32 protein-coding genes are annotated in these 22,146 nt (G+C 55.4%); 26 read left to right on the top strand and 6 right to left on the bottom strand.

The features are described 5' to 3' along the window. Positions 1-27: 27 nt before the first annotated feature. The 17 genes from BFV65_RS15635 (at position 28) to BFV65_RS15710 (ending at position 10,546) form a co-directional block, all read left to right on the top strand. Entirely contained in the window at positions 28-1,095 is a 1,068-nt protein-coding gene (locus tag BFV65_RS15635; protein ID WP_032671891.1) for a phage major capsid protein, P2 family, read from the top strand. 3 nt (positions 1,096-1,098) lie between these two features. After that, positions 1,099-1,854, top strand: coding sequence for a phage terminase small subunit (locus BFV65_RS15640; RefSeq protein WP_023323597.1), 756 nt, complete (start codon positions 1,099-1,101; stop codon positions 1,852-1,854). 99 nt (positions 1,855-1,953) lie between these two features. Continuing rightward, positions 1,954-2,460 carry a head completion/stabilization protein gene (locus BFV65_RS15645; protein ID WP_032609900.1) on the top strand — a complete coding sequence of 169 codons (507 nt, stop codon included), beginning with the start codon at positions 1,954-1,956 and terminating at the stop codon, positions 2,458-2,460. Further along, positions 2,460-2,663 (top strand): tail protein X, encoded by a 204-nt coding sequence (locus tag BFV65_RS15650; protein WP_017382979.1) that lies wholly within the window; start codon positions 2,460-2,462, stop codon positions 2,661-2,663. Before BFV65_RS15645 ends, BFV65_RS15650 begins: the two co-directional genes overlap by 1 nt. Then, positions 2,654-2,875 (top strand): phage holin family protein, encoded by a 222-nt coding sequence (locus BFV65_RS15655; protein WP_014170137.1) that lies wholly within the window; start codon positions 2,654-2,656, stop codon positions 2,873-2,875. The genes BFV65_RS15650 and BFV65_RS15655 overlap by 10 nt, the downstream gene beginning before the upstream one ends. Beyond that, positions 2,859-3,371 (top strand): lysozyme, encoded by a 513-nt coding sequence (locus BFV65_RS15660; RefSeq protein ID WP_023295248.1) that lies wholly within the window; start codon positions 2,859-2,861, stop codon positions 3,369-3,371. Before BFV65_RS15655 ends, BFV65_RS15660 begins: the two co-directional genes overlap by 17 nt. Next, positions 3,368-3,799 carry a DNZ54_00345 family protein gene (locus tag BFV65_RS15665; protein ID WP_047738475.1) on the top strand — a complete coding sequence of 144 codons (432 nt, stop codon included), beginning with the start codon at positions 3,368-3,370 and terminating at the stop codon, positions 3,797-3,799. The genes BFV65_RS15660 and BFV65_RS15665 overlap by 4 nt, the downstream gene beginning before the upstream one ends. Continuing rightward, positions 3,799-4,215, top strand: a complete 417-nt coding sequence (gene lysB, locus BFV65_RS15670) for an Rz-like lysis system protein LysB (protein WP_017382983.1) — start codon at positions 3,799-3,801, stop codon at positions 4,213-4,215. Before BFV65_RS15665 ends, lysB begins: the two co-directional genes overlap by 1 nt. Next, positions 4,103-4,348 (top strand): Rz1-like lysis system protein LysC, encoded by a 246-nt coding sequence (lysC, locus tag BFV65_RS23440; protein ID WP_072202857.1) that lies wholly within the window; start codon positions 4,103-4,105, stop codon positions 4,346-4,348. Before lysB ends, lysC begins: the two co-directional genes overlap by 113 nt. Continuing rightward, entirely contained in the window at positions 4,311-4,778 is a 468-nt protein-coding gene (locus BFV65_RS15675) for a phage tail protein (protein ID WP_045911509.1), read from the top strand. Before lysC ends, BFV65_RS15675 begins: the two co-directional genes overlap by 38 nt. After that, positions 4,771-5,220 (top strand): phage virion morphogenesis protein, encoded by a 450-nt coding sequence (locus BFV65_RS15680; protein WP_047738472.1) that lies wholly within the window; start codon positions 4,771-4,773, stop codon positions 5,218-5,220. Before BFV65_RS15675 ends, BFV65_RS15680 begins: the two co-directional genes overlap by 8 nt. A gap of 68 nt (positions 5,221-5,288) precedes the next feature. Further along, the gene (locus BFV65_RS15685; protein ID WP_045339915.1) at positions 5,289-5,924 is read left to right on the top strand and encodes a phage baseplate assembly protein V; all 636 of its coding nucleotides are present in this window, start codon (positions 5,289-5,291) and stop codon (positions 5,922-5,924) included. Continuing rightward, entirely contained in the window at positions 5,921-6,271 is a 351-nt protein-coding gene (locus BFV65_RS15690; RefSeq protein ID WP_047738471.1) for a GPW/gp25 family protein, read from the top strand. Before BFV65_RS15685 ends, BFV65_RS15690 begins: the two co-directional genes overlap by 4 nt. Before the next feature lie 5 nt (positions 6,272-6,276). Then, positions 6,277-7,185, top strand: coding sequence for a baseplate assembly protein (locus BFV65_RS15695; RefSeq protein ID WP_069596832.1), 909 nt, complete (start codon positions 6,277-6,279; stop codon positions 7,183-7,185). Then, on the top strand, positions 7,178-7,708 hold the full coding sequence (locus BFV65_RS15700) for a phage tail protein I (protein ID WP_047738468.1): 531 nt from the start codon (positions 7,178-7,180) through the stop codon (positions 7,706-7,708). Before BFV65_RS15695 ends, BFV65_RS15700 begins: the two co-directional genes overlap by 8 nt. A gap of 11 nt (positions 7,709-7,719) precedes the next feature. Next, positions 7,720-10,113: a phage tail-collar fiber domain-containing protein gene (locus BFV65_RS15705; RefSeq protein ID WP_047738466.1), complete on the top strand. Its 2,394-nt coding sequence runs from the start codon at positions 7,720-7,722 to the stop codon at positions 10,111-10,113. Position 10,114: 1 nt separating this feature from the next. Then, the gene (locus tag BFV65_RS15710) at positions 10,115-10,546 is read left to right on the top strand and encodes a tail fiber assembly protein (RefSeq protein ID WP_047738464.1); all 432 of its coding nucleotides are present in this window, start codon (positions 10,115-10,117) and stop codon (positions 10,544-10,546) included. 23 nt (positions 10,547-10,569) lie between these two features. On the opposite strand, the gene BFV65_RS23505 is transcribed toward BFV65_RS15710, so the two are convergent. After that, entirely contained in the window at positions 10,570-10,692 is a 123-nt protein-coding gene (locus tag BFV65_RS23505; RefSeq protein ID WP_023295234.1) for a hypothetical protein, read from the bottom strand. A 228-nt stretch (positions 10,693-10,920) separates the two neighbouring features. Between BFV65_RS23505 and BFV65_RS15715 the strand changes: the two genes are divergently transcribed. The 8 genes from BFV65_RS15715 to BFV65_RS22580 all read left to right on the top strand — a co-directional run bounded on the left by BFV65_RS15715 (position 10,921) and on the right by BFV65_RS22580 (position 17,551). Continuing rightward, complete coding sequence (locus tag BFV65_RS15715) at positions 10,921-12,114, top strand: phage tail sheath protein (RefSeq protein WP_047727360.1); 1,194 nt, start codon at positions 10,921-10,923, stop codon at positions 12,112-12,114. Between the two features lie 12 nt (positions 12,115-12,126). Next, positions 12,127-12,645 carry a phage major tail tube protein gene (locus BFV65_RS15720; RefSeq protein WP_023295232.1) on the top strand — a complete coding sequence of 173 codons (519 nt, stop codon included), beginning with the start codon at positions 12,127-12,129 and terminating at the stop codon, positions 12,643-12,645. 57 nt (positions 12,646-12,702) lie between these two features. Beyond that, positions 12,703-13,026, top strand: a complete 324-nt coding sequence (locus BFV65_RS15725) for a phage tail assembly protein (protein WP_047738462.1) — start codon at positions 12,703-12,705, stop codon at positions 13,024-13,026. A 32-nt stretch (positions 13,027-13,058) separates the two neighbouring features. After that, positions 13,059-13,181 (top strand): GpE family phage tail protein, encoded by a 123-nt coding sequence (locus BFV65_RS15730; protein ID WP_017382998.1) that lies wholly within the window; start codon positions 13,059-13,061, stop codon positions 13,179-13,181. Further along, positions 13,171-15,621 (top strand): phage tail tape measure protein, encoded by a 2,451-nt coding sequence (locus BFV65_RS15735; RefSeq protein ID WP_047738460.1) that lies wholly within the window; start codon positions 13,171-13,173, stop codon positions 15,619-15,621. The genes BFV65_RS15730 and BFV65_RS15735 overlap by 11 nt, the downstream gene beginning before the upstream one ends. 10 nt (positions 15,622-15,631) lie before the next feature. After that, positions 15,632-16,096: a phage tail protein gene (locus BFV65_RS15740; RefSeq protein WP_047727357.1), complete on the top strand. Its 465-nt coding sequence runs from the start codon at positions 15,632-15,634 to the stop codon at positions 16,094-16,096. Further along, positions 16,093-17,256, top strand: coding sequence for a phage late control D family protein (locus tag BFV65_RS15745; RefSeq protein WP_047738457.1), 1,164 nt, complete (start codon positions 16,093-16,095; stop codon positions 17,254-17,256). The genes BFV65_RS15740 and BFV65_RS15745 overlap by 4 nt, the downstream gene beginning before the upstream one ends. Before the next feature lie 76 nt (positions 17,257-17,332). Continuing rightward, the gene (locus tag BFV65_RS22580; RefSeq protein ID WP_017383002.1) at positions 17,333-17,551 is read left to right on the top strand and encodes a DNA-binding transcriptional regulator; all 219 of its coding nucleotides are present in this window, start codon (positions 17,333-17,335) and stop codon (positions 17,549-17,551) included. A gap of 159 nt (positions 17,552-17,710) precedes the next feature. Here the strand turns inward: BFV65_RS22580 and rplS are convergent, their stop codons facing one another. The 5 genes from rplS to ffh form a co-directional block, all read right to left on the bottom strand. Further along, positions 17,711-18,058, bottom strand: coding sequence for a 50S ribosomal protein L19 (rplS, locus tag BFV65_RS15750; RefSeq protein ID WP_002914145.1), 348 nt, complete (start codon positions 18,056-18,058; stop codon positions 17,711-17,713). Between the two features lie 43 nt (positions 18,059-18,101). After that, positions 18,102-18,869, bottom strand: a complete 768-nt coding sequence (trmD, locus tag BFV65_RS15755) for a tRNA (guanosine(37)-N1)-methyltransferase TrmD (protein ID WP_003863138.1) — start codon at positions 18,867-18,869, stop codon at positions 18,102-18,104. 31 nt (positions 18,870-18,900) lie between these two features. Further along, a complete protein-coding gene (rimM, locus tag BFV65_RS15760) occupies positions 18,901-19,440 on the bottom strand; it encodes a ribosome maturation factor RimM (RefSeq protein ID WP_003863136.1) in 540 nt (179 codons plus the stop codon). Between the two features lie 15 nt (positions 19,441-19,455). Then, the gene (gene rpsP, locus BFV65_RS15765) at positions 19,456-19,704 is read right to left on the bottom strand and encodes a 30S ribosomal protein S16 (protein WP_022649067.1); all 249 of its coding nucleotides are present in this window, start codon (positions 19,702-19,704) and stop codon (positions 19,456-19,458) included. A gap of 116 nt (positions 19,705-19,820) precedes the next feature. Continuing rightward, positions 19,821-21,182 (bottom strand): signal recognition particle protein, encoded by a 1,362-nt coding sequence (ffh, locus tag BFV65_RS15770; RefSeq protein WP_003863132.1) that lies wholly within the window; start codon positions 21,180-21,182, stop codon positions 19,821-19,823. 166 nt (positions 21,183-21,348) lie between these two features. Here ffh and BFV65_RS15775 point away from each other — a divergent pair, with 166 nt between their 5' ends. Next, on the top strand, positions 21,349-22,140 hold the full coding sequence (locus BFV65_RS15775) for a cytochrome C assembly family protein (RefSeq protein ID WP_014832951.1): 792 nt from the start codon (positions 21,349-21,351) through the stop codon (positions 22,138-22,140). Positions 22,141-22,146 lie beyond the last annotated feature (6 nt).

Raw genomic sequence — 22,146 nt, forward strand, 5'->3', positions numbered from 1 at the left:
ATACCTATTACCCGAACAGGAAAAACCATGCGTAAACAAACCCGCTTTAAATTCAATGCCTACCTGACCCGCGTCGCGGAGCTGAACGACATTTCCACCGATGACGTGGCGAAGAAATTCACCGTCGAGCCGTCGGTCACGCAAACCATGATGGACACCGTGCAGGAATCATCCTCATTCCTGACGAAAATCAACATCGTGCCGGTCGACGAACTGAAAGGCGAAAAGGTCGGTGTGGGCGTTAACGGCACAATCGCGAGCACCGCTGATACTGACGGCGACGGTGAGCGTGAAACCGCTGATTTTACTGCGCTGGAGTCCAATAAATACGAATGCGCACAGATTAACTTTGACTTCCATATCCGCTATAAACAGCTCGACCTGTGGGCGCGATTCCAGGACTTCCAGACCCGTATCCGTAACGCCATTATCAAGCGTCAGGCGCTCGATTTCATCATGGCCGGTTTCAATGGTATTGAGCGCGCCGCAAAATCTGACCGCAAAAAAAATCCGATGCTTCAGGATGTGGCGGTGGGCTGGTTGCAGAAGTACCGCAATGAAGCGCCAGCGCGTGTGATGTCAAAAATCACCGACGAGGACGGCGCGGTCATTTCCGATGTGATCCGCGTGGGTAAAAACGGCGACTATGCGAACCTCGACGCGCTGGTCATGGATGCCACCGGCAACCTGATTGATGAGATTTATCAGGATGACCCGGAGCTGGTTGTCATCACCGGTCGCAAGCTGATGGCGGATAAATACTTCCCTATCGTCAATAAAGACCAGGAAAACAGTGAGTCGCTGGCCGCTGACATCATCATCAGCCAGAAGCGAATCGGCAACCTGCCTGCCGTGCGCGTGCCTTACTTCCCGGCGAATGCCCTGATGGTGACGCGTCTCGATAACCTGTCTATCTACTTCATGGATGACGCGCATCGCCGCAGCATCATCGAAAACCCGAAGAAAGACCGCATCGAGAACTACGAGTCAATGAATACCGACTACGTGGTCGAGGCATACGCTGCCGGTTGCCTGATTGAAAATATCAAGCTCGGTGACTTTACCGCACCTGCTGTACCGGAAAGCGGAGAGTAAGCCATGACGAGTCCCGCAGCGCGTCACATGATGCGGGTCTCGGCCTCTGAAACAGCGCGGCGGGCTGCTGTCCCGCTGCGCAATGCAACTGCCTATGAGCAGATGCTCGTTAAGCTGGCCGCAGACAACCGCACGCTAAAACAAATCCGATCCAATGAGCGCAAGGCAGATAAAAAGCGTGAGCTGCTGCCGTTCTATCTGCCATGGGTGGCTGGCGTCCTCGCAAACGGCAAGGGCGCTCAGGATGACATCGTCATGACGGTCATGCTGTGGCGTCTCGATGCTGACGATATCGCCGGGGCGCTGGAAATTGCCCGTTACGCCATGACCTATGGCCTGACCATGCCGACCGGTCGACGTCCGACGCCTTACCTGCTGGCCGAAGAGGTGGCACTGGCCGCGCAGCGCCTGCTCGCTGCAAAACAGCCGGTCGAACTGGCGAACCTGCTCGACACCATTGCGCTGACTGAACGCGCTGACATGCCCGATATCGTGCGCGCGAAGCTGCACAAAATCACCGGCTATGTCCTGCGTGATGCGAATCAACTGCCCGAGGCGCTGGCGCACCTGCAACGTGCGATCCAGTTAGAACGCACAATCGGTGTGAAAAAGGATATCGAGCAGTTAGAGCGCCAGCTCAGGCCAAAACCCGAACCGGCACCGAAAACCAAAACGACTAAACCGCGCACGCGCAAACCTGCCGCCAAACCGGCGGCACGTCGCGGGCGTCCACCAAAGGCGGCAAAAGCCGCAGGTTAACCGAGCGCTCCCCGAGCCGGGCGGCACGCCGGTCAAAGCGGGTATCAATTGCCCTGACTGCGACCGGCGTCCACCGCCCACCTATTACCCGAGGTTGTCATGACGACGCTGATTATTGAGCAAAACAAAGAGCCGCAGGATGTGCCGGGCGTGGTGATACCGCCGCCGGGCGTGAGCGAGCCGGTAATCAAAAACACCCCGTTTTTTCCTGATGTTGATCCGAAGCGCGTGCGTGAGGAAATGCGGTTAGAGCAGACCGTTTCCCCTGTGCGCCTGCGCCGGGCAATTAAGACCGCCATCGCGGAGACGAACGCGGAGCTTGGCGAATGGCGCGAGCGTCAGCTCGATGCCGGTTACGCCACGCTGGCGGATGTCCCGACCGACAGGCTCGACGGCGAAAGTGTGCGTGTTTTCCACTACTTCAACGCCGTGTGTGCCATGACGACCGCCACGCTTTACGAGCGTTTTCGCGGCGTGGATGCGACCGCCAGAGGTGACAAAAAAGCCGACAGCATCGACAGCACTATCGATGAAATGTGGCGGGATATGCGCTGGTCTGTGGCGCGCATCCAGGACAAAGCACGCTGCATTGTGGGGCAAATCTGATGAAAGCGTATGCGCTACAGGGCGACACCCTCGACGCGATTTGTGTGCGGTACTACGGGCGCACCGAGGGCGTGGTCGAAACCGTCTTAGAAGCGAATCCCGGTCTGTCTGAGCTCGGCGTCATCCTGCCGCACGGCACGGCAATTGAACTGCCAGAGACCGACAGCGCGGCCAGAACCGAAACGGTGAATCTATGGGACTGAGTATGGAGAAAATCACCACGTTTATCGCCTACTGGCTGGCCGTCGCGCTGGCATACCTCGGCGCAATATCGCCCGAAAAGATGGCGCTTTACGTGGGCGGCGGATGCGCCATTTTTACCGCGCTTACGAATTACTGGTTTAAGCGCAAAACGTACCTCTATCTGACGTCACTCGGACTCGACAAGGGGGCTATTCGTGAAATCAATCGTTAAACGTTGCAGTGTGGCCGCAGTGCTGGCGCTGGCGGCGCTGATGCCTGACTTTCGTCTGCTTAACACCTCGCCCGAGGGGCTGGCGCTGATTGCCGACCTCGAAGGTTGTCGCCTGACGCCTTACCAGTGCAGCGCGGGAGTGTGGACGTCAGGCATCGGCCACACTGCCGGTGTCGTCCCGAAAGGGGAAATCACAGAACGTCAGGCGGCGGCGAACCTCGTCGCGGATGTGATGAACGTCGAGAGGCGTCTCGCAGTCTGCGTGCCGGTAGAAATGCCGCAGCACATTTACGACGCGCTGGTCAGCTTCTCATTCAACGTGGGAACCGGCGCGGCCTGCCGGTCGACGCTGGTCTCGTATATCAAGCGACACCAATGGTGGCAGGCGTGCGACCAGCTCACCCGCTGGGTTTATGTGAATGGCTCAATCAATAAAGGGCTGGAAAATCGCCGCGCGCGTGAGCGTGCTTATTGTCTGAAAGGAGTTTCTCAATGAAAAAGTTTTTACGTTCACTGATTTTAGATGCCCTGCTGGCTGTATTCCTGCTGTGGGGGCTGGCTTCCCCGCAAAGTGCAGCACTTAATTTTGTTGCAGCGTGGGCGCTGTTTGGCTGTGTTGTCTGTATTGCGGCGAGTCTCGCCGGTGTGGCTGTTTTTGACCACTGGCTACGAAATGCGGGGAAAGGTATTCCGGTAAAACCCGAGATTATGAAAATCTTCCGCGCTGTTTTCTGTAACAAGCCCTCAAAGGCGCGTCGCGCATGGTCTCTTATTATTTTTGTTGTAACCATTGGGTGTCTGCTCGGTGCTGGCTGGATCTTTACCGGGCTGCTTTACCTGATTTGCGTCCTGACCTTTACGGGGGTGCGCACTTCATACCGTCAGCGCATTGAGGAGGCGGGGCTGTGTCCAGATACATTGTGATGTTGATTGCCGCAGGTCTGGCGCTGGCGGCTGTGCTCTGGTTAAGGCATGAGAACGGTAATCTACGGCGCTCTTTTGACCGGGCAAATAAGGTCGCGACCGAACAGAAAAACGTGATCGGGATGCTGAAAAATCAGCTTTCCGTTTCGCAGGGAATCGCCAGGCGAAATGAAACCGCGCAGGTCAGTTTACGTGGTGAGCTGATTGCTGCCGGTGCGATGGCCGTGCGCCGGGAAGAAACCATTACGAGGCTGATGAATGAAAATGAAACGTTACGCCGCTGGTACAGCGCTGAGCTGCCTGATGTTGTGCGCAGGATGCACACCCGCGCCGGTTGCGCCTCCGCCGGTCATTGTTTACAGCGCCTGCCCGAAAGTGAGCTATTGCCCGATGCCGGGAAGCGACCCGGCCACTAATGGCGACCTGAGTGCAGATATTCGCAGGCTTGAGCACGCGCTCGCCGCCTGCGCGTTACAGATTGAAACCGTCAAAGACTGTCAGGATAAACTCGATGAAGAAAGCAATCAGCCTGCGAAAAGCGCTAACTGACGCCGTCCCGCAGCTTAAAACCAATCCCGAGATGATGCGCATTTTTGCCGACGAGGGGAATATCGATGCACGGCTCGCGGCCTCCCTGTCCCACGAGAAAATTTACACCCTGAATGTCATCGTGTGTGATTTTGTGGGCGACCCTGATTCGATTTTCGTGCCGGTGGCCGCGTGGCTCAGGGAAAACCAGCCGGATATCTGCACGCTCGATGGGGGGCGTAAAAAGGGCTACCGTTTCGAGATGGATTTAAACGACGGGGATACGGTTGATATCAGCATCAGCCTCCAGCTCACCGAGCGCACCCTCATCAAAGAGGAAAACGGCGCACTGCATGTGAGTTATGCCCCGGAACCGCCACCGCCTGAACCCGTCACGCGTCCAAAAGAGCTCTATATCAACGGCGAACTGGTGAGCAAGTGGGATGAGTGAATTTAAGCCCTTTGATAACCAGCTCGCCGGGCTGCTTGCTGCCCTGTCACCCGCAGGGCGTCGGAAGCTTGCCGGTGAGATTGCGAAGCAACTCAGGACGGCGCAACAGCAACGTATCAAACAGCAAAAAGCCCCGGATGGCTCACCGTATCAGGCGCGAAAGCGCCAGCCGCTGAGAGCCAAAAAAGGTCGAATTAAACGGGCAATGTTTCAGAAGCTCCGCACTAACCGGTACATGAAAGCCAGTGGCCGTGAAAACGGTGCTGTGGTGGAATTTACCGGAAAAGTGCAGCGTATCGCGCGTGTCCATCAGTACGGCCTCAAAGACCGGCCAAACGCACACGCTCAGGATGTGCAGTACGCAGAGCGCCAGCTACTCGGATTTAGCCAGGCGGATAAACAGCTCGTCGAAACGCTGACTATCAAACATCTTAGCCGCTGATTGTTGTCCCATCCCTCATAAAACCCGCCTTAATTGCCGCTGGCCTTGCCCGGCGGCATCCTTCCCGTATGAATAATTTAAATTCTCTACAGGAAATCGCACGCGCGATCCGCAACCTCATCCGCACCGGCATCGTGACCGACGTCGACCTCGACGAGGGGCTGTGTCGTGTCCAGACCGGCGGCATGCAAACCACCTGGCTTAACTGGCTCACCTGTCGAGCCGGGCGCTCTCGCGTGTGGTGGGCTCCATCCGTTGGCGAGCAGGTGTTATTGCTGGCCATCGGCGGTGAGCTCGATACGGCCTTTGTGCTGCCGGGCATTTTCTCAGATGACAATCCCGCGCCATCAGCCTCACCCGATGCGCTTCACGTTACTTTCCCTGATGGCGCGGTCATTGAGTACGAACCCGAAAACAGTGCGCTCACCGTGTCAGGTATCAAAACCGCCGACGTCACCGCGTCGGATTCCATTACGGCCACCGTGCCGGTGGTGCTGGTGAAGGCCTCGACCCGCATCACGCTCGATACGCCTGAGGTGGTGTGTACCAACAAACTGACGACCGGCACGCTCGAAGTGCAGAAAGGCGGAACGATGTCCGGGAATATCGAGCATACCGGCGGGTCACTGTCGTCAAACGGGAAAGTGCTGCACCTCCATAAACATCCGGGCGACAGTGGCGGGACAACGGGGGCACCGATATGACAGTGCTTTATCTGGGAATGAACAGCCAGACCGGCCTCAGTATCTCTGAGGTTGAGCATATCAGGCAAAGCGTGCGCGACATTCTCGTCACGCCGGTTGGCTCGCGCGTCATGCGCCGTGAATACGGCTCGCTTCTGTCGGCACTGATTGACCAGCCGCAGACACCGGCGCTGCGATTGCAGATTATGGCCGCGTGCTATTCCGCGATCCAGAAGTGGGAGCCGCGCGTCAGCCTGACAACCATCACCTTTGAGCGGTCGGAGACCGACGGCGGGCTGTATGTCGATATTACCGGCACGCGCTCGGCTAACGGCCAGCCCTTTTCCCTCACTATTCCACTGAGTTAAACGCTATGGCAATTGTTGACCTTAACCAGCTCGCCGCGCCTGATGTCGTGGAAGTGCTGGACTATGAGACCATCCTCGCGGAGCGCAAGGCGACGCTCGTCTCGTTATACCCGGAGGAACAACAGGAGGCAGTGGCGCGCACGCTGACCCTCGAATCCGAGCCGATTGTTAAGCTGCTGGAAGAAAACGCCTATCGGGAGGTTATCTGGCGACAGCGCGTCAACGAGGCCGCGCGTGCGGTCATGCTGGCGTATGCAGAAGATGCCGACCTTGATCAGATAGGCGGAAATTATAACGTCGAGCGCCTCGTCATCACCCCGGCAGACGACACGACGTTTCCGCCCACGCCAGCCGTAATGGAATCGAATACAGACTACCGTCTGCGCATCCAACAGGCTTTTGAGGGGCTGAGTACCGCAGGCTCAACCGGTGCATATCAGTTTCATGGCCGCAGCGCCGACGGGCGCGTGGCGGATATTTCCGTCATCAGTCCTGAGCCTGCGTGTGTGACCGTGTCCGTGCTGTCGCGTGAAAATAACGGCGTGGCCTCTGACGAGCTGCTCGCCAGCGTGCGCGATGCGCTGAACGACGAGGACGTCAGGCCGGTGGCCGACCGCGTGACCGTGCAGTCAGCGAAAATCGTCGACTACAAAATCACCGCATCGCTTTACCTTTACCCCGGCCCCGAAAGTGAGCCGGTGCTCAGTGCGGCAAAAGCAAAGTTACAGGCGTATATCACCGCGCAGCACCGGCTCGGGCGTGACATCCGTAAATCGGCCATCTATGCGGCGCTCCACGTCGAGGGCGTGCAGCGTGTCGAGCTGGCCGCGCCGGTGGCTGACATCGTTCTCGATGACACGCAGGCGTCATGGTGCAGCGAGTACAGCGTCACCATAGGGGGTAATGATGAATGACACACGACTGTTGCCGGTGGGCTCCTCGCCGCTTGAGGTGGCGGCGGCGCGCGCCTGCGCTGAAATCGAAAATACCCCCGTCCCCCTGCGCCGACTCTGGAGCCCGGACGACTGCCCGGCAAACCTCCTGCCGTGGCTGGCGTGGGCGTTTTCCGTAGACCGGTGGGATGAGAACTGGCCGGAGGCCACTAAACGGGATGTGATCCGCAATGCCTGGTATATCCACGCACACAAAGGAACGATTGGGGCAGTGCGGCGCGTCGTGGAGCCGCTCGGCTACCTGATAAACGTGTCTGAGTGGTGGCAGACAAACGACCCGCCCGGCACGTTTCGCCTCGATATCGGTGTGCTGGAGACCGGCATCACCGAGGAAATGTATTACGAAATGGAGCGGCTTATTGCCGATGCAAAGCCAGCCAGCCGCCATCTTATCGGCCTCAATATTATTCAGGACATTCCCGGCTATCTGTACACCGGCGCCCTGAGCTATGACGGCGACATCATCACGGTTTACCCCGGATAAGTGAGAGCACAATGACAGTGAAATATAAAACGGTCATCACCAAAGCCGGTGCCGAAAAACTCGCGGCGGCGACCGTCCCGAACGGGAAAAAGGTGAATTTTACGGCGATGGCCGTCGGTGACGGCGGCGGTACGCTGCCGGTGCCTGATCCGAACCAGACAAAGCTGGTCAAAGAGGTCTGGCGTCACTCGCTGAACAAAATCAGCCAGGACAGGAAAAATAAAAATTATGTCGTGGCGGAGCTGCTCATCCCGCCTGAGACCGGCGGTTTCTGGATGCGCGAGCTCGGCCTTTATGACGACACCGGCACGCTGATTGCGGTCGGTAATATGGCCGAAAGCTACAAGCCAGCACTGGCGGAGGGCTCAGGCCGCGCGCAGACAGTGCGCATGGTTATCATGGTGAGTGACATCGAGTCAGTCGAGCTGACCATCGACACCTCAACGGTGATGGCAACGCAGGACTACGTCGACGACAAGCTCGCTGAGCATGAGCAGTCCCGCCGCCATCCTGACGCCACGCTCACCGCTAAGGGTTTCACTCAGCTAAGCAGTGCGACCGACAGCGCGTCTGAGAGCGTTGCAGCGACGCCGAAAGCGGTTAAGGCAGCATATGACCTTGCGAAAGGGAAATATACTGCTCAGGACGCGACCACGGCGCAAAAGGGTATCGTCCAGCTCAGTAGCGCAACCGACAGCACGTCTGAGGCGCTGGCGGCAACGCCGAAAGCCGTTAAGGCCGCGAATGACAACGCTAACGGGCGCGTGCCGTCAGGGCGTAAGGTAAACGGTCGGGCGCTGTCATCCGATATCAGCATTACGGCGCAGGATATTTTTAACGGTCAGACTGTTGGCATTGGCAACGCTGCCGACCTGAACGCCTACACCACGCCGGGACTGTATTACCAGCCAGCGAACGCGCAGGCACAAACAGGCAGGAACTATCCAGAGGCTAACGCCGGTTCGCTGGAAGTCTATAAGCATGCCGGTATCACGCAGATTTACCGGGTTTACAACAGCTCCCGCTCGTACATTCGCACGCTTTACAGCGGGACGTGGTCAGCCTGGACAAAACAATATGATGCGGCGAACAAACCCACACCGGCTGATATTGGGGCGTTACCAATAACCGGCGGAACGGTGACGGGAAATCTGTATTCAAAAGGTCAGATATCAGCGGGGGATTCGCGTCTTTTTTCTATCTATTCCTCAAATACTTCATCCCTTGCAGGGGCTATTAACCTTTGGGGGAATGCTGACCGACCAACAGTATTAGAATTTAAAGATGCTACGGGATACCACTTTTATTCACAGCGTAATGTAAATGGTTCCATATCTTTTAATTTTAATGGTGCAGCAGAAGTCAGAGGCACAATCTCTGCTCATGGTGAAATTGTGTCAAGAGCTGCGAACGGCCTGCGTATCGCCTATGGTAATTTTGGCGCATTCTGGCGAAATGATGGCTCAAGTCTTTATTTGATGTTAACGAACGCTGGTGATTCGCTGGGAAGTTACAACTCACTTCGCCCGTTGTATGTGAATCTCACCACAGGCGCGCTTCAGTCAGGAACGCCGCTGTCGGTATACAACACAATCACTGCAAGCGAAGAAATTACCGCAGGCAAAGGAATGGTTGCAGGTTATAGCGGTCCATTTGCCTGGGCTGAACAGTACAAAGCGAAAGCGCCATTTTTCAATGCGTATTCAACTACCGCCACGAGTGAATACCATCCGGTAATCAAACAACAAGCGACCATTGTGAGTAAAAACTCCTGGGCATTTTCGATGGGGTCTCTGGTTGCTGGCGATGAACTTTCATGGCATCTGCATATGAAAGGCAGTGGCGGGTCAGAGGTTAATTTTAAATGGGACACTAAAGGAAACTTCAACGCGCCGGGACAGGTGAATCCGGGAAGCTATGCCAATTTTGATAACCGCTATTACAACAGAACGGAGAGCGACAAACGATATTATACAAAAGCCCAGACCGATGCCGGTTATATGGCGAAAACGGGCGCTTACACAAAAGCGGAGAGTGACGGGCGTTTCCAGCCAAAAGGCAATTACACCCCGGCGGGTCAGGCTTATACAAAGGCGGAGTCGGATGCGCGTTACGGGGTCGGTAAAACGACGACAGGCAATAACAGTGCTTACTACACGCATGGTAATGGTGCTGTATTTATGCAGTCTGTAAGAAATATTTCAGTCGGCAACAATGCCACTGTAACCGTGACACTGCCTACGTCGTTCCCTAACGGGATACTCGGTATCGGTTCGAGTTATTACGGTGCAGGGGGTAATAACTCCGCATCATTTTATCTCTGTTCGCCTGTCGGGAAAAATCAGGTGAAAATTGAAACCCATAACTGCAACGGAACATTTTATTTAAACGTAACGGGTTACTGATATGCAGAAATATTTCAGCAATACAGATAAAAGCTTTTACCTTGAGGAAACTGTCAGAACCTATGAAGAACAGGGTATTCCCGTTCCGTCAGACCTGATGACAATAACCGATGCTGAATATGAAGCCTTCATGGTTTCACCTGACCGGAAAGCGCCTCAGTACAATGTTGAATCAGAATGCATGGAATGGGTCGACATCGAACCGCCTACCCGCGAGGAAGCTATCGAAAATGCTGAGGCATTAAAGGCGCAGCTCTTGTCTGTTGCAGCTCAGGCCATAGCACCATTGCAGGATGCGGTCGATTTGTCGATGGCGACAGATGAGGAAATGGCGAGCCTGTCGGCGTGGAAGAAATACCGGGTTTTACTTAACCGGGTTGATACCAGTGAGCCCGACGAAATTGAATGGCCTGAATCACCGTTAACAGAGTAATAAAAAACCCGCGCTAAGCGGGTTTAATCATAGGGGCATTCTTCATAATCTTTTTCTGTTTCATCACCGACAAACAATCTGAGCCAGCAAAAGCCAAAGAGCCACCATGCAGCCAGACCTCCAACAATCCAGAGTAAAATCGTCATTATCGCTTCCTCGTTAATGGCGAAACGATAGCGACAATACCCATTCATTGATAATGGTTATCAGCGATCAATTAACCGTGATTGATCGCTGATAACGCTCAATGACGCTTTCCTCACACGGCAACCGGTCACTGCGCGTTGTGCTGTCACTCCCCCAACGGCCTTTCGTTTCTAATGTCCCGCACACAACAGAAAATAGTCGCACCCCTTAACCACGGAGTTAAACGGATGAGCGACTATCATCACGGCGTCGAGGTCATCGAGATTAACGATGGCACGCGCACCATTTCCACCGTTTCGACAGCTATCATCGGCATGGTCTGCACCGCCAATGATGCTGACGATTCAACATTTCCGCTAAATGAGCCGGTGCTGATTACCAGCGTGCAGAACGCTATCGGTAAAGCCGGTAAGCTCGGCACCCTGTCAAAATCCCTGCAAGCCATTGCCGACCAGTGCAAGCCGGTCGTTGTGGTTGTGCGCGTTGCCGAAGGTATTGAAGACCCGGACGACCCGGAAGCGGCGCAGAAAGAAACCATTTCCAACATCATCGGCACGACCGACGAAAACGGCAAATACACCGGTCTTAAAGCGCTGTTGACCGCCAAAACTGTGACCGGCGTTAAGCCGCGCATTCTCGGCGTGCCGGGGCTGGATTCTCTGGAAGTGGCGACCGCGCTCGCGGCGACCTGTCAGAGCCTGCGCGCGTTTGGCTATATCAGCGCGTGGGGCTGCAAGACCATTTCCGAAGCTATCGCCTACCGTGAGAATTTCAGCCAGCGTGAGCTGATGGTCATTCACCCTGATTTTCTGGCGTGGGACACCACGGCGAATCAGACCGATATTGCATGGGCGACCGCACGCGCGCTCGGCCTGCGTGCCAAAATCGACCAGGAGACGGGCTGGCACAAAACGCTCTCTAACGTCGGCGTGAATGGCGTCACCGGCGTCAGTGCCTCGGTCTCGTGGGACTTGCAGGAGAAGGCCACCGACGCGAACCTGTTAAATCAGGCCGGTGTCACCACGCTAATCCGTAACGACGGCTTTAAATTCTGGGGCAACCGTACCTGCTCCGACGATCCGTTATTCCTCTTTGAAAACTACACCCGCACGGCGCAGGTGCTGGCCGACACGATGGCGGAGGCGCACGCCTGGGCGATTGATAAACCCGTCACCGCAACGCTTATCCGCGACATCGTCGCCGGTATCAATGCGAAATTCCGCGAGCTGAAAAACAACGGCTATATCGTTGACGGCTCCTGCTGGTACGACCCGGAGTCAAACAGCGTGGAAACGCTCAAGGTGGGGAAACTGTATATCGATTACGACTACACCCCCGTCCCGCCGCTGGAAAACCTGACCCTGCGCCAGCGCATCACTGATACCTATCTGGCGAACCTGTCAGAGTCGGTCAACAGCTAAGGAGCTCTGAGCATGGCATTACCACGCAAACTGAAATACCTGAACATGTTCAACGATGGCCTGAGCTACATGGGCGTTGTTGAATCCGTCACCCTGCCAAAGCTGACCCGTAAGCTTGAGAAATACCGCGGCGGCGGGATGCCGGGCTCGGTGTCGATTGACCTCGGTCTCGATGACGATGCGCTGTCGTGCGAGTGGACGCTCGGCGGTCTGCCTGACGTCGAGCTGTGGGCGCAGTACGCCTCACCGGGCGCGGACAGCGTACCGTTACGCTTTACCGGCTCATACCAGCGCGATGACACCGGCGCGATTTCTGCCGTTGAGGTGGTCATGCGTGGCCGTCACAAAGAGTACGACGGCGGCGAAAACAAACAGGGCGAAAGCGGTACGACCAAAATCTCGACCGAATGCGCGTACTACCAGCTCACGATTGACGGCAGGGAGGTCATCGAGATTGACGTCATCAACATGGTGCTGAAAGTCGACGGCGTCGACCGTCTGGCAGAGCATCGCAAGGCCATTGGCCTGTAACCCTCTTAACCGGTCAGTCAGGCTGGCCGGTCACTTAACTTTGACGAGAGCAACATCATGGAAAACAACATCGAAACCGGCGTTACAGAAATTGAAGTCACCGAAACCAAAAAGCCACACGTCGTGATCCTCGATAACCCCCTCATGCGCGGTGAGCAAAAAATCGGAGAGGTGACGGTTTCAAAACCTAACGCGGGAATCCTGCGCGGGGTGTCGCTGGCCTCGCTGGCAAACTCTGACGTTGACGCGCTGATTAAGGTGCTGCCGCGTATGACCTACCCGGCACTCACCGAGCATGAGATTGCCCGTCTGGATGCCTCAGACCTGATGCAGTTCGCCGCTGAGGTGATTGGTTTTTTGTCGCCATCTTCGGCTCGCTGACGTTCCCCGCAAAACTTTCGGTCGATGACCTGATGGCGGATATCGCGGTGATTTTTCACTGGCCGCCATCAGAGCTGTATTCCCTTAGCGTGACCGAGCTCCTCACATGGCGCGACAAGGCGCTACAGCGAAGCGGAAACCACTATGAGCAATAACGTCAGAATCGAGGTGCTGCTTAACGCAGTAGACCGGGCAAGCCGACCGCTAAAAGCTATCCAGAACGCCAGCAAATCCCTCGCTGGCGATATCCGCAACTCACAGACGACCCTGCGCGACCTTAACGCGCAGGCGTCCAGAATTGACGGATTCAGGAAAGCGAGCGCACAGCTTGCCGTGACCGGTCAGTCGCTTAACAAAGCGAAACAGGAGGCCGCAGCGCTGGCCGTCCAGTTTAAAAACACGGAAAACCCTACCAAAGCGCAGGCGCGTGCGATGGAGGCGGCAAAAAAATCCGCTGCTGACCTGCAACTCAAATATAACGGGCTCAGGCAGTCGGTACAGCGCCAGCGCACCGAGCTTGCTCAGGCCGGGATTAATACCCGAACGCTGTCGGCTGACGAGCGTCGCCTTAAAACCAGCATCAGCGAGACGACCGCCCAGCTTAACCGGCAACGTGAGGCGCTGGCGCGGGTCAGTCAGCAACAGGCAAAGCTGAGCCGGGTTAAAGAGCGCTATCAGGCCGGAAAGAATATGGCCGGTAGCATGGCGGCGGCTGGCGCGGCGGGTACAGGTATAGCCACGGCTGGCACCATGGCCGGGGTAAAACTGCTGATGCCTGGCTATTCGTTTGCACAGAAAAACTCTGAGCTGCAAGCCGTGCTCGGGGTCGACAAACAGTCGCCCGAAATGGAGGCGTTACGCAAACAGGCCAGACAGCTCGGTGACAATACCGCCGCATCTGCTGACGACGCAGCGAGTGCACAAATCATCATCGCCAAAAGTGGCGGGGATGCTGATGCCATTCAGGCGGCAACGCCGGTTACGCTGAATATGGCGCTGTCGAATCAGCGCTCAATGGAGGAAAACGCCGCCCTGCTGACAGGGATGAAATCTGCGTTTCAGCTTTCCAACGACCAGATCGCGCACATTGGCGACGTGCTGTCGATGACGATGAACAAAACCGCCGCCGACTTTGACGGGCTGAGTGATGCGCTGACCTATGCCGCGCCGGTGGCGAAAAATGCCGGGGTCAGTATCGAGCAAACCGCCGCGATGGTCGGTGCGTTGCACGATGCCAAAATTACCGGCTCGATGGCGGGTACGGGGAGCCGTGCAATCCTGAGCCGCCTACAGGCTCCGACCGGTAAAGCCTTTGAGGCAATCAAAGAGCTCGGTGTCAAAACCTCTGACGACAGAGGAAACACGCGCCCGATATTTTCCATCCTGAAGGAAATGCAGCGCAGTTTTGAGAAAAACAATCTCGGTACCAGCCAGCGCGGCGAGTACATGAAAACCATCTTCGGTGAAGAGGCCAGCTCGGCGGCAGCGGTGCTGATGACCGCAGCGTCAACCGGCAAGCTCGACAAACTCACCGCAGCGTTTAAAGCCTCGGACGGTAAAACCGAGGAGCTGGTCAAAATCATGCAGGACAATCTCGGCGGCGACTTTAAAGAGTTTCAGTCTGCTTATGAGGCCGTGGGAACTGACCTGTTTGACCAGCAAAACGACGCTCTGCGCAAACTGACGCAGACGGCCACGCGATATGTTTTGAAACTCGATGGCTGGATCACCCGCAATAAATCACTGGCGACCACTATCGGTGTTGTAGCCGGTGGCGCACTGGCGCTGATTGGTGTTATTGGCGGGATTGGCCTGATTGCGTGGCCGGTGGTGATGGGGATTAACGCCATTATCGCCGCCGCAGGTCTGCTGGGAACGGTCTTTACCGTTGCCGGTGGCGCAATAGTGACTGCTGTCGGTGCCATCAGTCTGCCGGTGGTCGCGGTCGCCGGGGCGGTGGTGGCCGGGGCGCTCCTGATTCGTAAATACTGGGAGCCCATCAGCGCATTCTTTTCGGGCGTGGTGGAGGGGCTTAAAGCGGCATTTGTGCCGGTGGCGGAAATCTTCTCGCCGCTGACGCCGGTGTTTGATTCCATCATCGAGAAATTGCGCGGGGTCTGGCAGTGGTTCACTGACCTGATAGCACCGGTTAAGGCGACACAGGAAACGCTCGACCGTTTCAAAAATGTCGGTGTGGTGGTCGGCAAAACACTGGCTGATGCGCTGATGCTGCCGCTCAGTTCATTCAATAAGTTACGCAGTGGCGTCGACTGGCTGCTGGAAAAGCTCGGGGTCATCAAAAAAGAGTCGGACGGACTCGACCAGACGGCCGCTAAAGCCAGTGCCGCAGCCGGTTCGCAAAACGGGTCTTATATTCCGCAGACCTCAGTTTATGGCGGTTATCAGATGTACCAGCCAGTGACGGCGCCTGCTGGCCGGTCCTATGTCGACCAGAGCAAGCGTGAATACAACATTAATCTGTCGGGTGGCGTTGCGCCGGGAACTGACCTCGACCGGCAGCTCCGGGAAGCAGTCGAAAAACTCGACCGGGAAGAAAGAGCACGCCAGCGCTCAAGTATGCGCCATGACGGATGAGGGCTAAAACATGTTAATGGTACTGGGTTTATTTGTGTTTGAACGCCGCACGCTGCCGCATCAGTCCATGCAATATTCGAAGGATTACCGATGGGCGTCAAATGACCGCATCGGTAAACCCCCGGCTTATCAGTATCTCGGCGAGGGGGAAACCTCGCGCACGCTTTCGGGCGTGCTGTACCCCGAAATCACCGGCGGCCGCCTGTCGCTGACGACTGTCGAACTGATGGCCGACGAAGGGAGGGCATGGCCGCTGATTGACGGAACGGGCATGATCCACGGTATGTATGTCATCGATAAAGTGACCCACACGCACACCGAATTATTCAGCGACGGCGCGGCCAGAAAAATTGAGTTTAGCCTCTCGCTGAAACGGGTCGATGACTCGCTCGCGGCGATTTACGGCGACCTGAAAACGCAGGCCGACAATCTGGTGACGTCTGCCGGTAACTGGATTGGAGGGCTGTCGGGATGATTACGGGTCTGAATGTTCAGGCCGGGGCGCAGATTGCTCCGGCGTTTATGCTCACGCTCGATGGCGATGATATCACGCAGAATTTCAGCGACCGGCTAATCAGTCTGACCATGACGGACAATCGCGGATTCGAGGCTGACCAGCTCGACATCGAGCTCGACGACACCGACGGGCTTGTCGAGCTACCGCCGCGCGGTGCAAAACTGACGCTGTGGCTGGGCTGGCAGGGCTCAGCCTTGCTGAATAAGGGCAGTTTCACGGTCGACGAAATCGAGCACCGTGGCGCGCCTGATACGCTGACCATCAGGGGGCGCAGCGCTGATTTTCGCGGCACGCTGAATTCCCGCCGGGAACAGTCATGGCATGACACCACACTCGGTGTAATTGTTGAGACCATCGCAGCGCGCAACAAACTCACGGCCAGCGTGGCTGACACACTGAAAGCGATCCCCGTGCCTCACATTGACCAGACGCAGGAATCCGACGCGGTGTTTCTGTCCCGCCTGGCTGACCGTAACGGTGCATCAGTGTCGGTGAAAGCGGGGAAACTGCTGTTCCTGAAAGCCGGTAGCGGTCGGACGGTCAGCGGCAAGCCCATCCCGCAGATGACGATCGAACGCGGCGACGGCGACCGTCATCAGTTTGCGATTGCTGACCGTGAAGCCTACACCGGCGTAACGGCTAAATGGCTGCACACAAAAGACCCGAAGCCGCAAAAGCAAAAGGTGAAGCTCAAGCGCAAGCCGAAGGAGCAGCACCTGCGCGCGCTGCAACATCCAAAAGCGACAAAAACCACGTCAAAGGCCGGAGCCAAAAAAGAGCAGGAGGCGCGCGAGGGCGAGTATATGGTCGGTGAGTCTGAGAACGTGCTGGAGCTGACGACCATCTACGCGTCAAAGGCGCAGGCCATGCGTGCAGCTCAGGCGAAGTGGGACAAAATTCAGCGCGGAGTCGCGGAGTTTTCAATCTCGCTGGCTATTGGTCGTGCTGATTTATTTCCTGAGACACCGATAGCGGTCAGAGGCTTTAAGCGCGTTATAGACGAGCAGGCTTGGATAATCAGTCGGGTGGTGCACTACCTTAACGGGAGTGGCTACACGACAGGCTTGGAGCTTGAGGTTAGAGTTTCGGACGTGGAGTATGAATCACTGGAAGAATAAAAAAGCAAACTTTAACTTGCAAATGTAAGATGCGCGTTTATCATCCCCAATTGTTAACGAATCGGGGGAAAGAAAGATGATGCACTGTCCATTATGTCATGACGCTTCACATGCACGCTCAAGTCGGTACTTAAGTTCAGAAACAAAAGAGCGGTATCATCAGTGCCAAAACATAAACTGTGGCTGCACATTCGTAACTCATGAAACCCTTGCAAGGTACATTGTTAAACCAGGAGAGGTAGTGCCTGCCCCACCCCACCCCTCAAAATATCATCAAGGGAACCTCTGGTTATAAACCTGCTTCGGCAGGTTTTTTTTTACCTGAGAAAATGTAAAGGGTGGACACAGTGATATCTGCGTGGACATTCCGTGGACATCAGAATAAAAAAAGGGGTTAGCTATCAGCTAACCCCTTGATTATTAACACGCTTTGGATGTCGCGTGAAAGCGAATCTTAGTTCAGACGCTCTTTAATACGAGCAGACTTACCAGTACGCTCACGCAGGTAGTACAGTTTAGCTTTACGTACAGCACCACGACGTTTAACAGCAATGCTGTCAACTACCGGAGAGTGAGTCTGGAAGACACGCTCAACGCCTTCGCCGTTGGAAATTTTACGAACAGTGAATGCAGAGTGCAGACCGCGGTTACGAATAGCGATAACCACGCCCTCGAATGCCTGCAGACGTTTTTTGGAACCTTCAACAACCCATACTTTCACTTCCACGGTGTCACCTGGACGGAAGGAAGGTACGTCCTGCTTCATCTGCTCTTGTTCAAGTTGCTTAATAATGTTGCTCATAATTTAATCTCTTATCCTGGGTAAACTGATATTCGGGAGCGTATTACGCTTTCCCATCATGTTCATGCTGCTGGTGCGCGTGTTCAGTTTTGAACTCGGCCAGCAACTTTGCTTGCTCTTCAGTCAGAGCCAGGTTTTCCAGAAGTTCAGGTCTTCTAAGCCAGGTTCGGCCCAGCGACTGCTTCAAACGCCAGCGACGTATCTCGGCATGGTTTCCAGACAGTAACACTGCCGGGACTTCCATCCCTTCTAACACTTCAGGACGAGTATAGTGTGGACAGTCCAGCAATCCATCGGCAAAGGAATCTTCCGTTGCCGAAGCTTCATGGCCCAGAACCCCCGGAATAAACCGGGCGACGGAGTCAATCAACGTCATTGCTGGTAGCTCACCACCGCTGAGAACGTAATCGCCGATAGACCATTCTTCGTCAATCTCGGTTTGAATTACGCGCTCATCTATCCCTTCGTAGCGACCACAGACCAGAATCAGCTTTTGATTCGTCGCCAGTTCGCTCACGCCCGCTTGATCAAGCTTGCGTCCCTGAGGTGACAGATAAATCACCTTCGCGCCTTCACCTGCCGCGGCTTTTGCTGTGTGAATGGCGTCCCGTAAGGGTTGCACCATCATCAACATCCCCGGTCCGCCGCCGTAAGGACGATCGTCCACGGTACGGTGCCGGTCATGCGTGAAGTCACGAGGACTCCAGCTCTGGATGCTCAGCAGGCCATTCTTTACTGCCCGGCCAGTTACCCCGTAATCGGTAATCGCGCGGAACATTTCAGGAAACAGGCTAATTATGCCAATCCACATAGCGCCGTCTTTTACCGTTTATCCGGAGAATTTAAAAACCAGGATCCCAATCTACTTCAATGGTTTGAGTAGTGAGATCGACTTTCTTGATAACCTGTCCATCGAGGAACGGGACCAACCGCTCCTTGATGCCAAATGCATCTTTCAGGTTTGCCTTAATGACGAGAACGTCATTTGACCCGGTTTCCATCATGTCGATGACTTTCCCCAGGCTGTAGCCTTCAGTGGTCACTACCTGGCAACCCATAAGGTCTTTCCAGTAGTAGTCACCCTCTTCCAGTTGCGGCAACTGCGACGAATCCACGACAATTTCACAATTAGTCAGCGCATTCGCGGCATCTCGATCGTCAATGCCTTTCAGCTTGATGATGATGTCCTGATTGTGGTGACGCCAGCTTTCCAGCTCGACCTCTTCCCACTTACCGGCTTTCTGGATAAACCAGGGCTGGTAATCAAAAATGCTATCAGCGTCTTCAGTGGAGGAAAACACTCTGAGCCAACCACGGATACCGTAGCAAGAACCCATTTTTCCCAATACGATCGGTTCAACAGGTGCTTTATTGCTCATCATGACCACCGTGACAGATTAAGCTGCTTTGTTTGCTGCTTTGATCAGCGTAGCAACGCGATCGGAAACAGTAGCGCCCTGGCCAACCCAGTGAGCGATACGATCCAGATCCAGACGAGTTTCTTCTTCTGCGCCAGAGGCCAGTGGGTTGAAGAAACCAACGCGCTCAATGAAGCGACCGTTGCGTGCATTACGGCTGTCAGTCACAACAACCTGGTAGAACGGACGCTTTTTAGCGCCGTGACGTGCTAAACGAATAGTTACCATAACATCCTCTTGTGTGAATAAAACAACCGGGCCCCATCGAGGAACGGAGCCCGGGTGTCATATTAAAAGCCCGAAAATTTTACTCATTTTCGGGCAAAAAGCAATCTCAAAAGCGATTATCGCCCAGGAAAACCGGGCGGCATCATGCCTTTCATGCCGCGCATCATCTTCGCCATGCCGCCTTTCTTCATTTTCTTCATCATGCGCTGCATGTCGTCGAACTGTTTCAGAAGGCGGTTAACGTCCTGGACCTGCATGCCGCAACCGGCTGCGATACGGCGCTTGCGGGAACCTTTGATGATTTCTGGCTTCGCGCGCTCTTTCAGCGTCATCGAGTTGATGATTGCCTCCATACGCACCAGCACTTTGTCATCCATCTGGGATTTGACGTTGTCCGGGATCTGCCCCATACCCGGCAGTTTACCCATCAGACTTGCCATACCGCCCATGTTTTTCATCTGACGCAGTTGCTCAAGGAAGTCGGTCAGATCGAAACCGTCACCTTTTTTCAGCTTGCTGGCGAGTTTTTCAGCCTGCGCGCGGTCAACCTTGCTTTCGATATCTTCGATCAGCGACAGCACGTCGCCCATGCCGAGGATACGGGAGGCAATACGATCCGGGTGGAACGGCTCCAGCGCTTCGGTTTTCTCGCCCACGCCGAGGAACTTAATTGGCTTACCAGTGATATGACGTATAGACAGCGCCGCACCGCCGCGAGCGTCGCCGTCGACTTTGGTCAGCACCACGCCGGTTAACGGCAGGGCTTCGTTAAACGCTTTTGCGGTGTTTGCCGCATCCTGACCGGTCATGGCGTCGACAACAAACAGGGTCTCTACCGGATTGATAGAAGCATGAACCTGCTTGATTTCGTCCATCATCGCTTCGTCAACGTGCAGTCGACCGGCGGTATCCACCAGCAGCACGTCGTAGAATTTCAGCTTCGCCTCTTTCAGCGCCGCGTTAACGATGTCAACAGGCTTCTGCGCCACGTCGGACGGGAAGAAGTCTACGCCAACCTGCTCGGCCAGCGTTTCCAGCTGTTTGATCGCCGCCGGGCGATACACGTCCGCCGAAACCACCAGCACTTTTTTCTTGTGCTTTTCGCGCAGGAATTTCCCCAGCTTACCGACGCTGGTGGTTTTACCCGCACCTTGCAGACCCGCCATCAGCACGACGGCCGGTGGCTGAGCCGCCAGGTTAAGCACCTGATTCTCTTCGCCCATCGCCGAAACCAGCTCGTTACGGACGATTTTGACGAACTCCTGACCCGGAGTCAGGCTCTTGTTAACTTCATGACCAACCGCTTTCTCTTTCACGCGGTTGATAAAATCACGCACGACCGGCAACGCAACGTCTGCTTCCAGCAGCGCCATGCGCACTTCGCGCAGCGTTTCCTTGATGTTCTCTTCGGTGAGGCGTCCACGGCCGCTGATGTTGCGCAGCGTGCGCGACAAACGATCGGTTAAATTATCAAACATTGTCTCTCGCCTGGGGTAGAAACGTTAGGTCGCCTGGGCGACACATACACAGAATTTTGCCGGAGTATAACATGAAGGCGCCTTTGTTGTTATGCAACGGTTGGAGCAGGCGTCACGTAACGTTATACTGCTTCTCTTTCTTATTAAGACAACTGTCGACGCCTATATGCCTGTTTTCGCACTGATCGCCCTTGTTGCCTACTCTGTCAGCCTCGCGCTGATCATTCCTGGCCTGCTGCAAAAAAACAGCGGCTGGCGGCGCATGGCTATTCTTTCGGCAGTGATCGCACTGATTAGCCATGCGTTTGCGCTGGAATCACGCATCATTCCCGGCGACGGCAGCGTGCAAAATCTGAGCGTGCTGAACGTCGGCTCGCTGGTCAGCCTGATGATCTGTACGGTCATGACCATTGTCGCGTCTAAAAATCGTGGCTGGCTGCTGCTGCCGATAGTCTACGCCTTTGCGCTGATCAACCTGGCGTTAGCCACGTTCATGCCCAATGAGTTTATTACCCATCTGGAAGCCACGCCGGGGATGCTGGTGCATATCGGCCTGTCTCTATTCTCCTACGCGACGCTGATCATCGCCGCCCTTTACGCCATGCAGCTCGCCTGGATCGACTACCAGCTGAAAAATAAAAAGCTGGCGTTTAACCATGAAATGCCGCCGCTGATGGTGATTGAGCGTAAGATGTTCCACATCACCCAGGTCGGCGTGGTTTTGCTGACGCTGACGCTGTGCACGGGCTTGTTTTATATGAAGAACCTGTTCAGCGTGGAGAATATCGATAAAGCGGTCCTCTCCATCATCGCGTGGTTTGTCTATATTGTCCTGTTATGGGGCCATTATCATGAAGGCTGGCGCGGTCGTCGCGTGGTCTGGTTCAACGTTGCGGGTGCGGGCATTCTCACGCTTGCCTATTTTGGTAGCCGCTTCATACAGCAATTTGCTGGCTAAGTAACA

Source organism: Enterobacter hormaechei subsp. hoffmannii, assembly GCF_001729745.1.
GTDB lineage: Bacteria > Pseudomonadota > Gammaproteobacteria > Enterobacterales > Enterobacteriaceae > Enterobacter > Enterobacter intestinihominis.

Bases quoted from the DNA above. Each gene is read 5' to 3' on its own strand.
- BFV65_RS15735 (WP_047738460.1), top strand. From the start codon at position 13,171: ATGAGCAATAACGTCAGAATCGAGGTGCTGCTTAACGCAGTAGACCGG.
- BFV65_RS15680 (WP_047738472.1), top strand. From the start codon at position 4,771: ATGAGTGAATTTAAGCCCTTTGATAACCAGCTCGCCGGGCTGCTTGCT.
- BFV65_RS15710 (WP_047738464.1), top strand. From the start codon at position 10,115: ATGCAGAAATATTTCAGCAATACAGATAAAAGCTTTTACCTTGAGGAA.
- BFV65_RS15645 (WP_032609900.1), top strand. From the start codon at position 1,954: ATGACGACGCTGATTATTGAGCAAAACAAAGAGCCGCAGGATGTGCCG.
- BFV65_RS15730 (WP_017382998.1), top strand. From the start codon at position 13,059: ATGGCGGATATCGCGGTGATTTTTCACTGGCCGCCATCAGAGCTGTAT.
- BFV65_RS15690 (WP_047738471.1), top strand. From the start codon at position 5,921: ATGACAGTGCTTTATCTGGGAATGAACAGCCAGACCGGCCTCAGTATC.
- lysC (WP_072202857.1), top strand. From the start codon at position 4,103: ATGTTGTGCGCAGGATGCACACCCGCGCCGGTTGCGCCTCCGCCGGTC.
- rimM (WP_003863136.1), bottom strand. From the start codon at position 19,440: ATGATGAGCAATAAAGCACCTGTTGAACCGATCGTATTGGGAAAAATG.
- BFV65_RS15665 (WP_047738475.1), top strand. From the start codon at position 3,368: ATGAAAAAGTTTTTACGTTCACTGATTTTAGATGCCCTGCTGGCTGTA.
- BFV65_RS15725 (WP_047738462.1), top strand. From the start codon at position 12,703: ATGGAAAACAACATCGAAACCGGCGTTACAGAAATTGAAGTCACCGAA.
- BFV65_RS15745 (WP_047738457.1), top strand. From the start codon at position 16,093: ATGATTACGGGTCTGAATGTTCAGGCCGGGGCGCAGATTGCTCCGGCG.
- BFV65_RS15685 (WP_045339915.1), top strand. From the start codon at position 5,289: ATGAATAATTTAAATTCTCTACAGGAAATCGCACGCGCGATCCGCAAC.
- trmD (WP_003863138.1), bottom strand. From the start codon at position 18,869: ATGTGGATTGGCATAATTAGCCTGTTTCCTGAAATGTTCCGCGCGATT.
- BFV65_RS15635 (WP_032671891.1), top strand. From the start codon at position 28: ATGCGTAAACAAACCCGCTTTAAATTCAATGCCTACCTGACCCGCGTC.
- rplS (WP_002914145.1), bottom strand. From the start codon at position 18,058: ATGAGCAACATTATTAAGCAACTTGAACAAGAGCAGATGAAGCAGGAC.
- ffh (WP_003863132.1), bottom strand. From the start codon at position 21,182: ATGTTTGATAATTTAACCGATCGTTTGTCGCGCACGCTGCGCAACATC.
- BFV65_RS15640 (WP_023323597.1), top strand. From the start codon at position 1,099: ATGACGAGTCCCGCAGCGCGTCACATGATGCGGGTCTCGGCCTCTGAA.
- BFV65_RS15740 (WP_047727357.1), top strand. From the start codon at position 15,632: ATGTTAATGGTACTGGGTTTATTTGTGTTTGAACGCCGCACGCTGCCG.
- BFV65_RS15695 (WP_069596832.1), top strand. From the start codon at position 6,277: ATGGCAATTGTTGACCTTAACCAGCTCGCCGCGCCTGATGTCGTGGAA.
- lysB (WP_017382983.1), top strand. From the start codon at position 3,799: ATGTTGATTGCCGCAGGTCTGGCGCTGGCGGCTGTGCTCTGGTTAAGG.
- BFV65_RS15655 (WP_014170137.1), top strand. From the start codon at position 2,654: ATGGGACTGAGTATGGAGAAAATCACCACGTTTATCGCCTACTGGCTG.
- BFV65_RS15720 (WP_023295232.1), top strand. From the start codon at position 12,127: ATGGCATTACCACGCAAACTGAAATACCTGAACATGTTCAACGATGGC.
- BFV65_RS15700 (WP_047738468.1), top strand. From the start codon at position 7,178: ATGAATGACACACGACTGTTGCCGGTGGGCTCCTCGCCGCTTGAGGTG.
- BFV65_RS15715 (WP_047727360.1), top strand. From the start codon at position 10,921: ATGAGCGACTATCATCACGGCGTCGAGGTCATCGAGATTAACGATGGC.
- rpsP (WP_022649067.1), bottom strand. From the start codon at position 19,704: ATGGTAACTATTCGTTTAGCACGTCACGGCGCTAAAAAGCGTCCGTTC.
- BFV65_RS23505 (WP_023295234.1), bottom strand. From the start codon at position 10,692: ATGACGATTTTACTCTGGATTGTTGGAGGTCTGGCTGCATGGTGGCTC.
- BFV65_RS15650 (WP_017382979.1), top strand. From the start codon at position 2,460: ATGAAAGCGTATGCGCTACAGGGCGACACCCTCGACGCGATTTGTGTG.
- BFV65_RS22580 (WP_017383002.1), top strand. From the start codon at position 17,333: ATGATGCACTGTCCATTATGTCATGACGCTTCACATGCACGCTCAAGT.
- BFV65_RS15775 (WP_014832951.1), top strand. From the start codon at position 21,349: ATGCCTGTTTTCGCACTGATCGCCCTTGTTGCCTACTCTGTCAGCCTC.
- BFV65_RS15705 (WP_047738466.1), top strand. From the start codon at position 7,720: ATGACAGTGAAATATAAAACGGTCATCACCAAAGCCGGTGCCGAAAAA.
- BFV65_RS15675 (WP_045911509.1), top strand. From the start codon at position 4,311: ATGAAGAAAGCAATCAGCCTGCGAAAAGCGCTAACTGACGCCGTCCCG.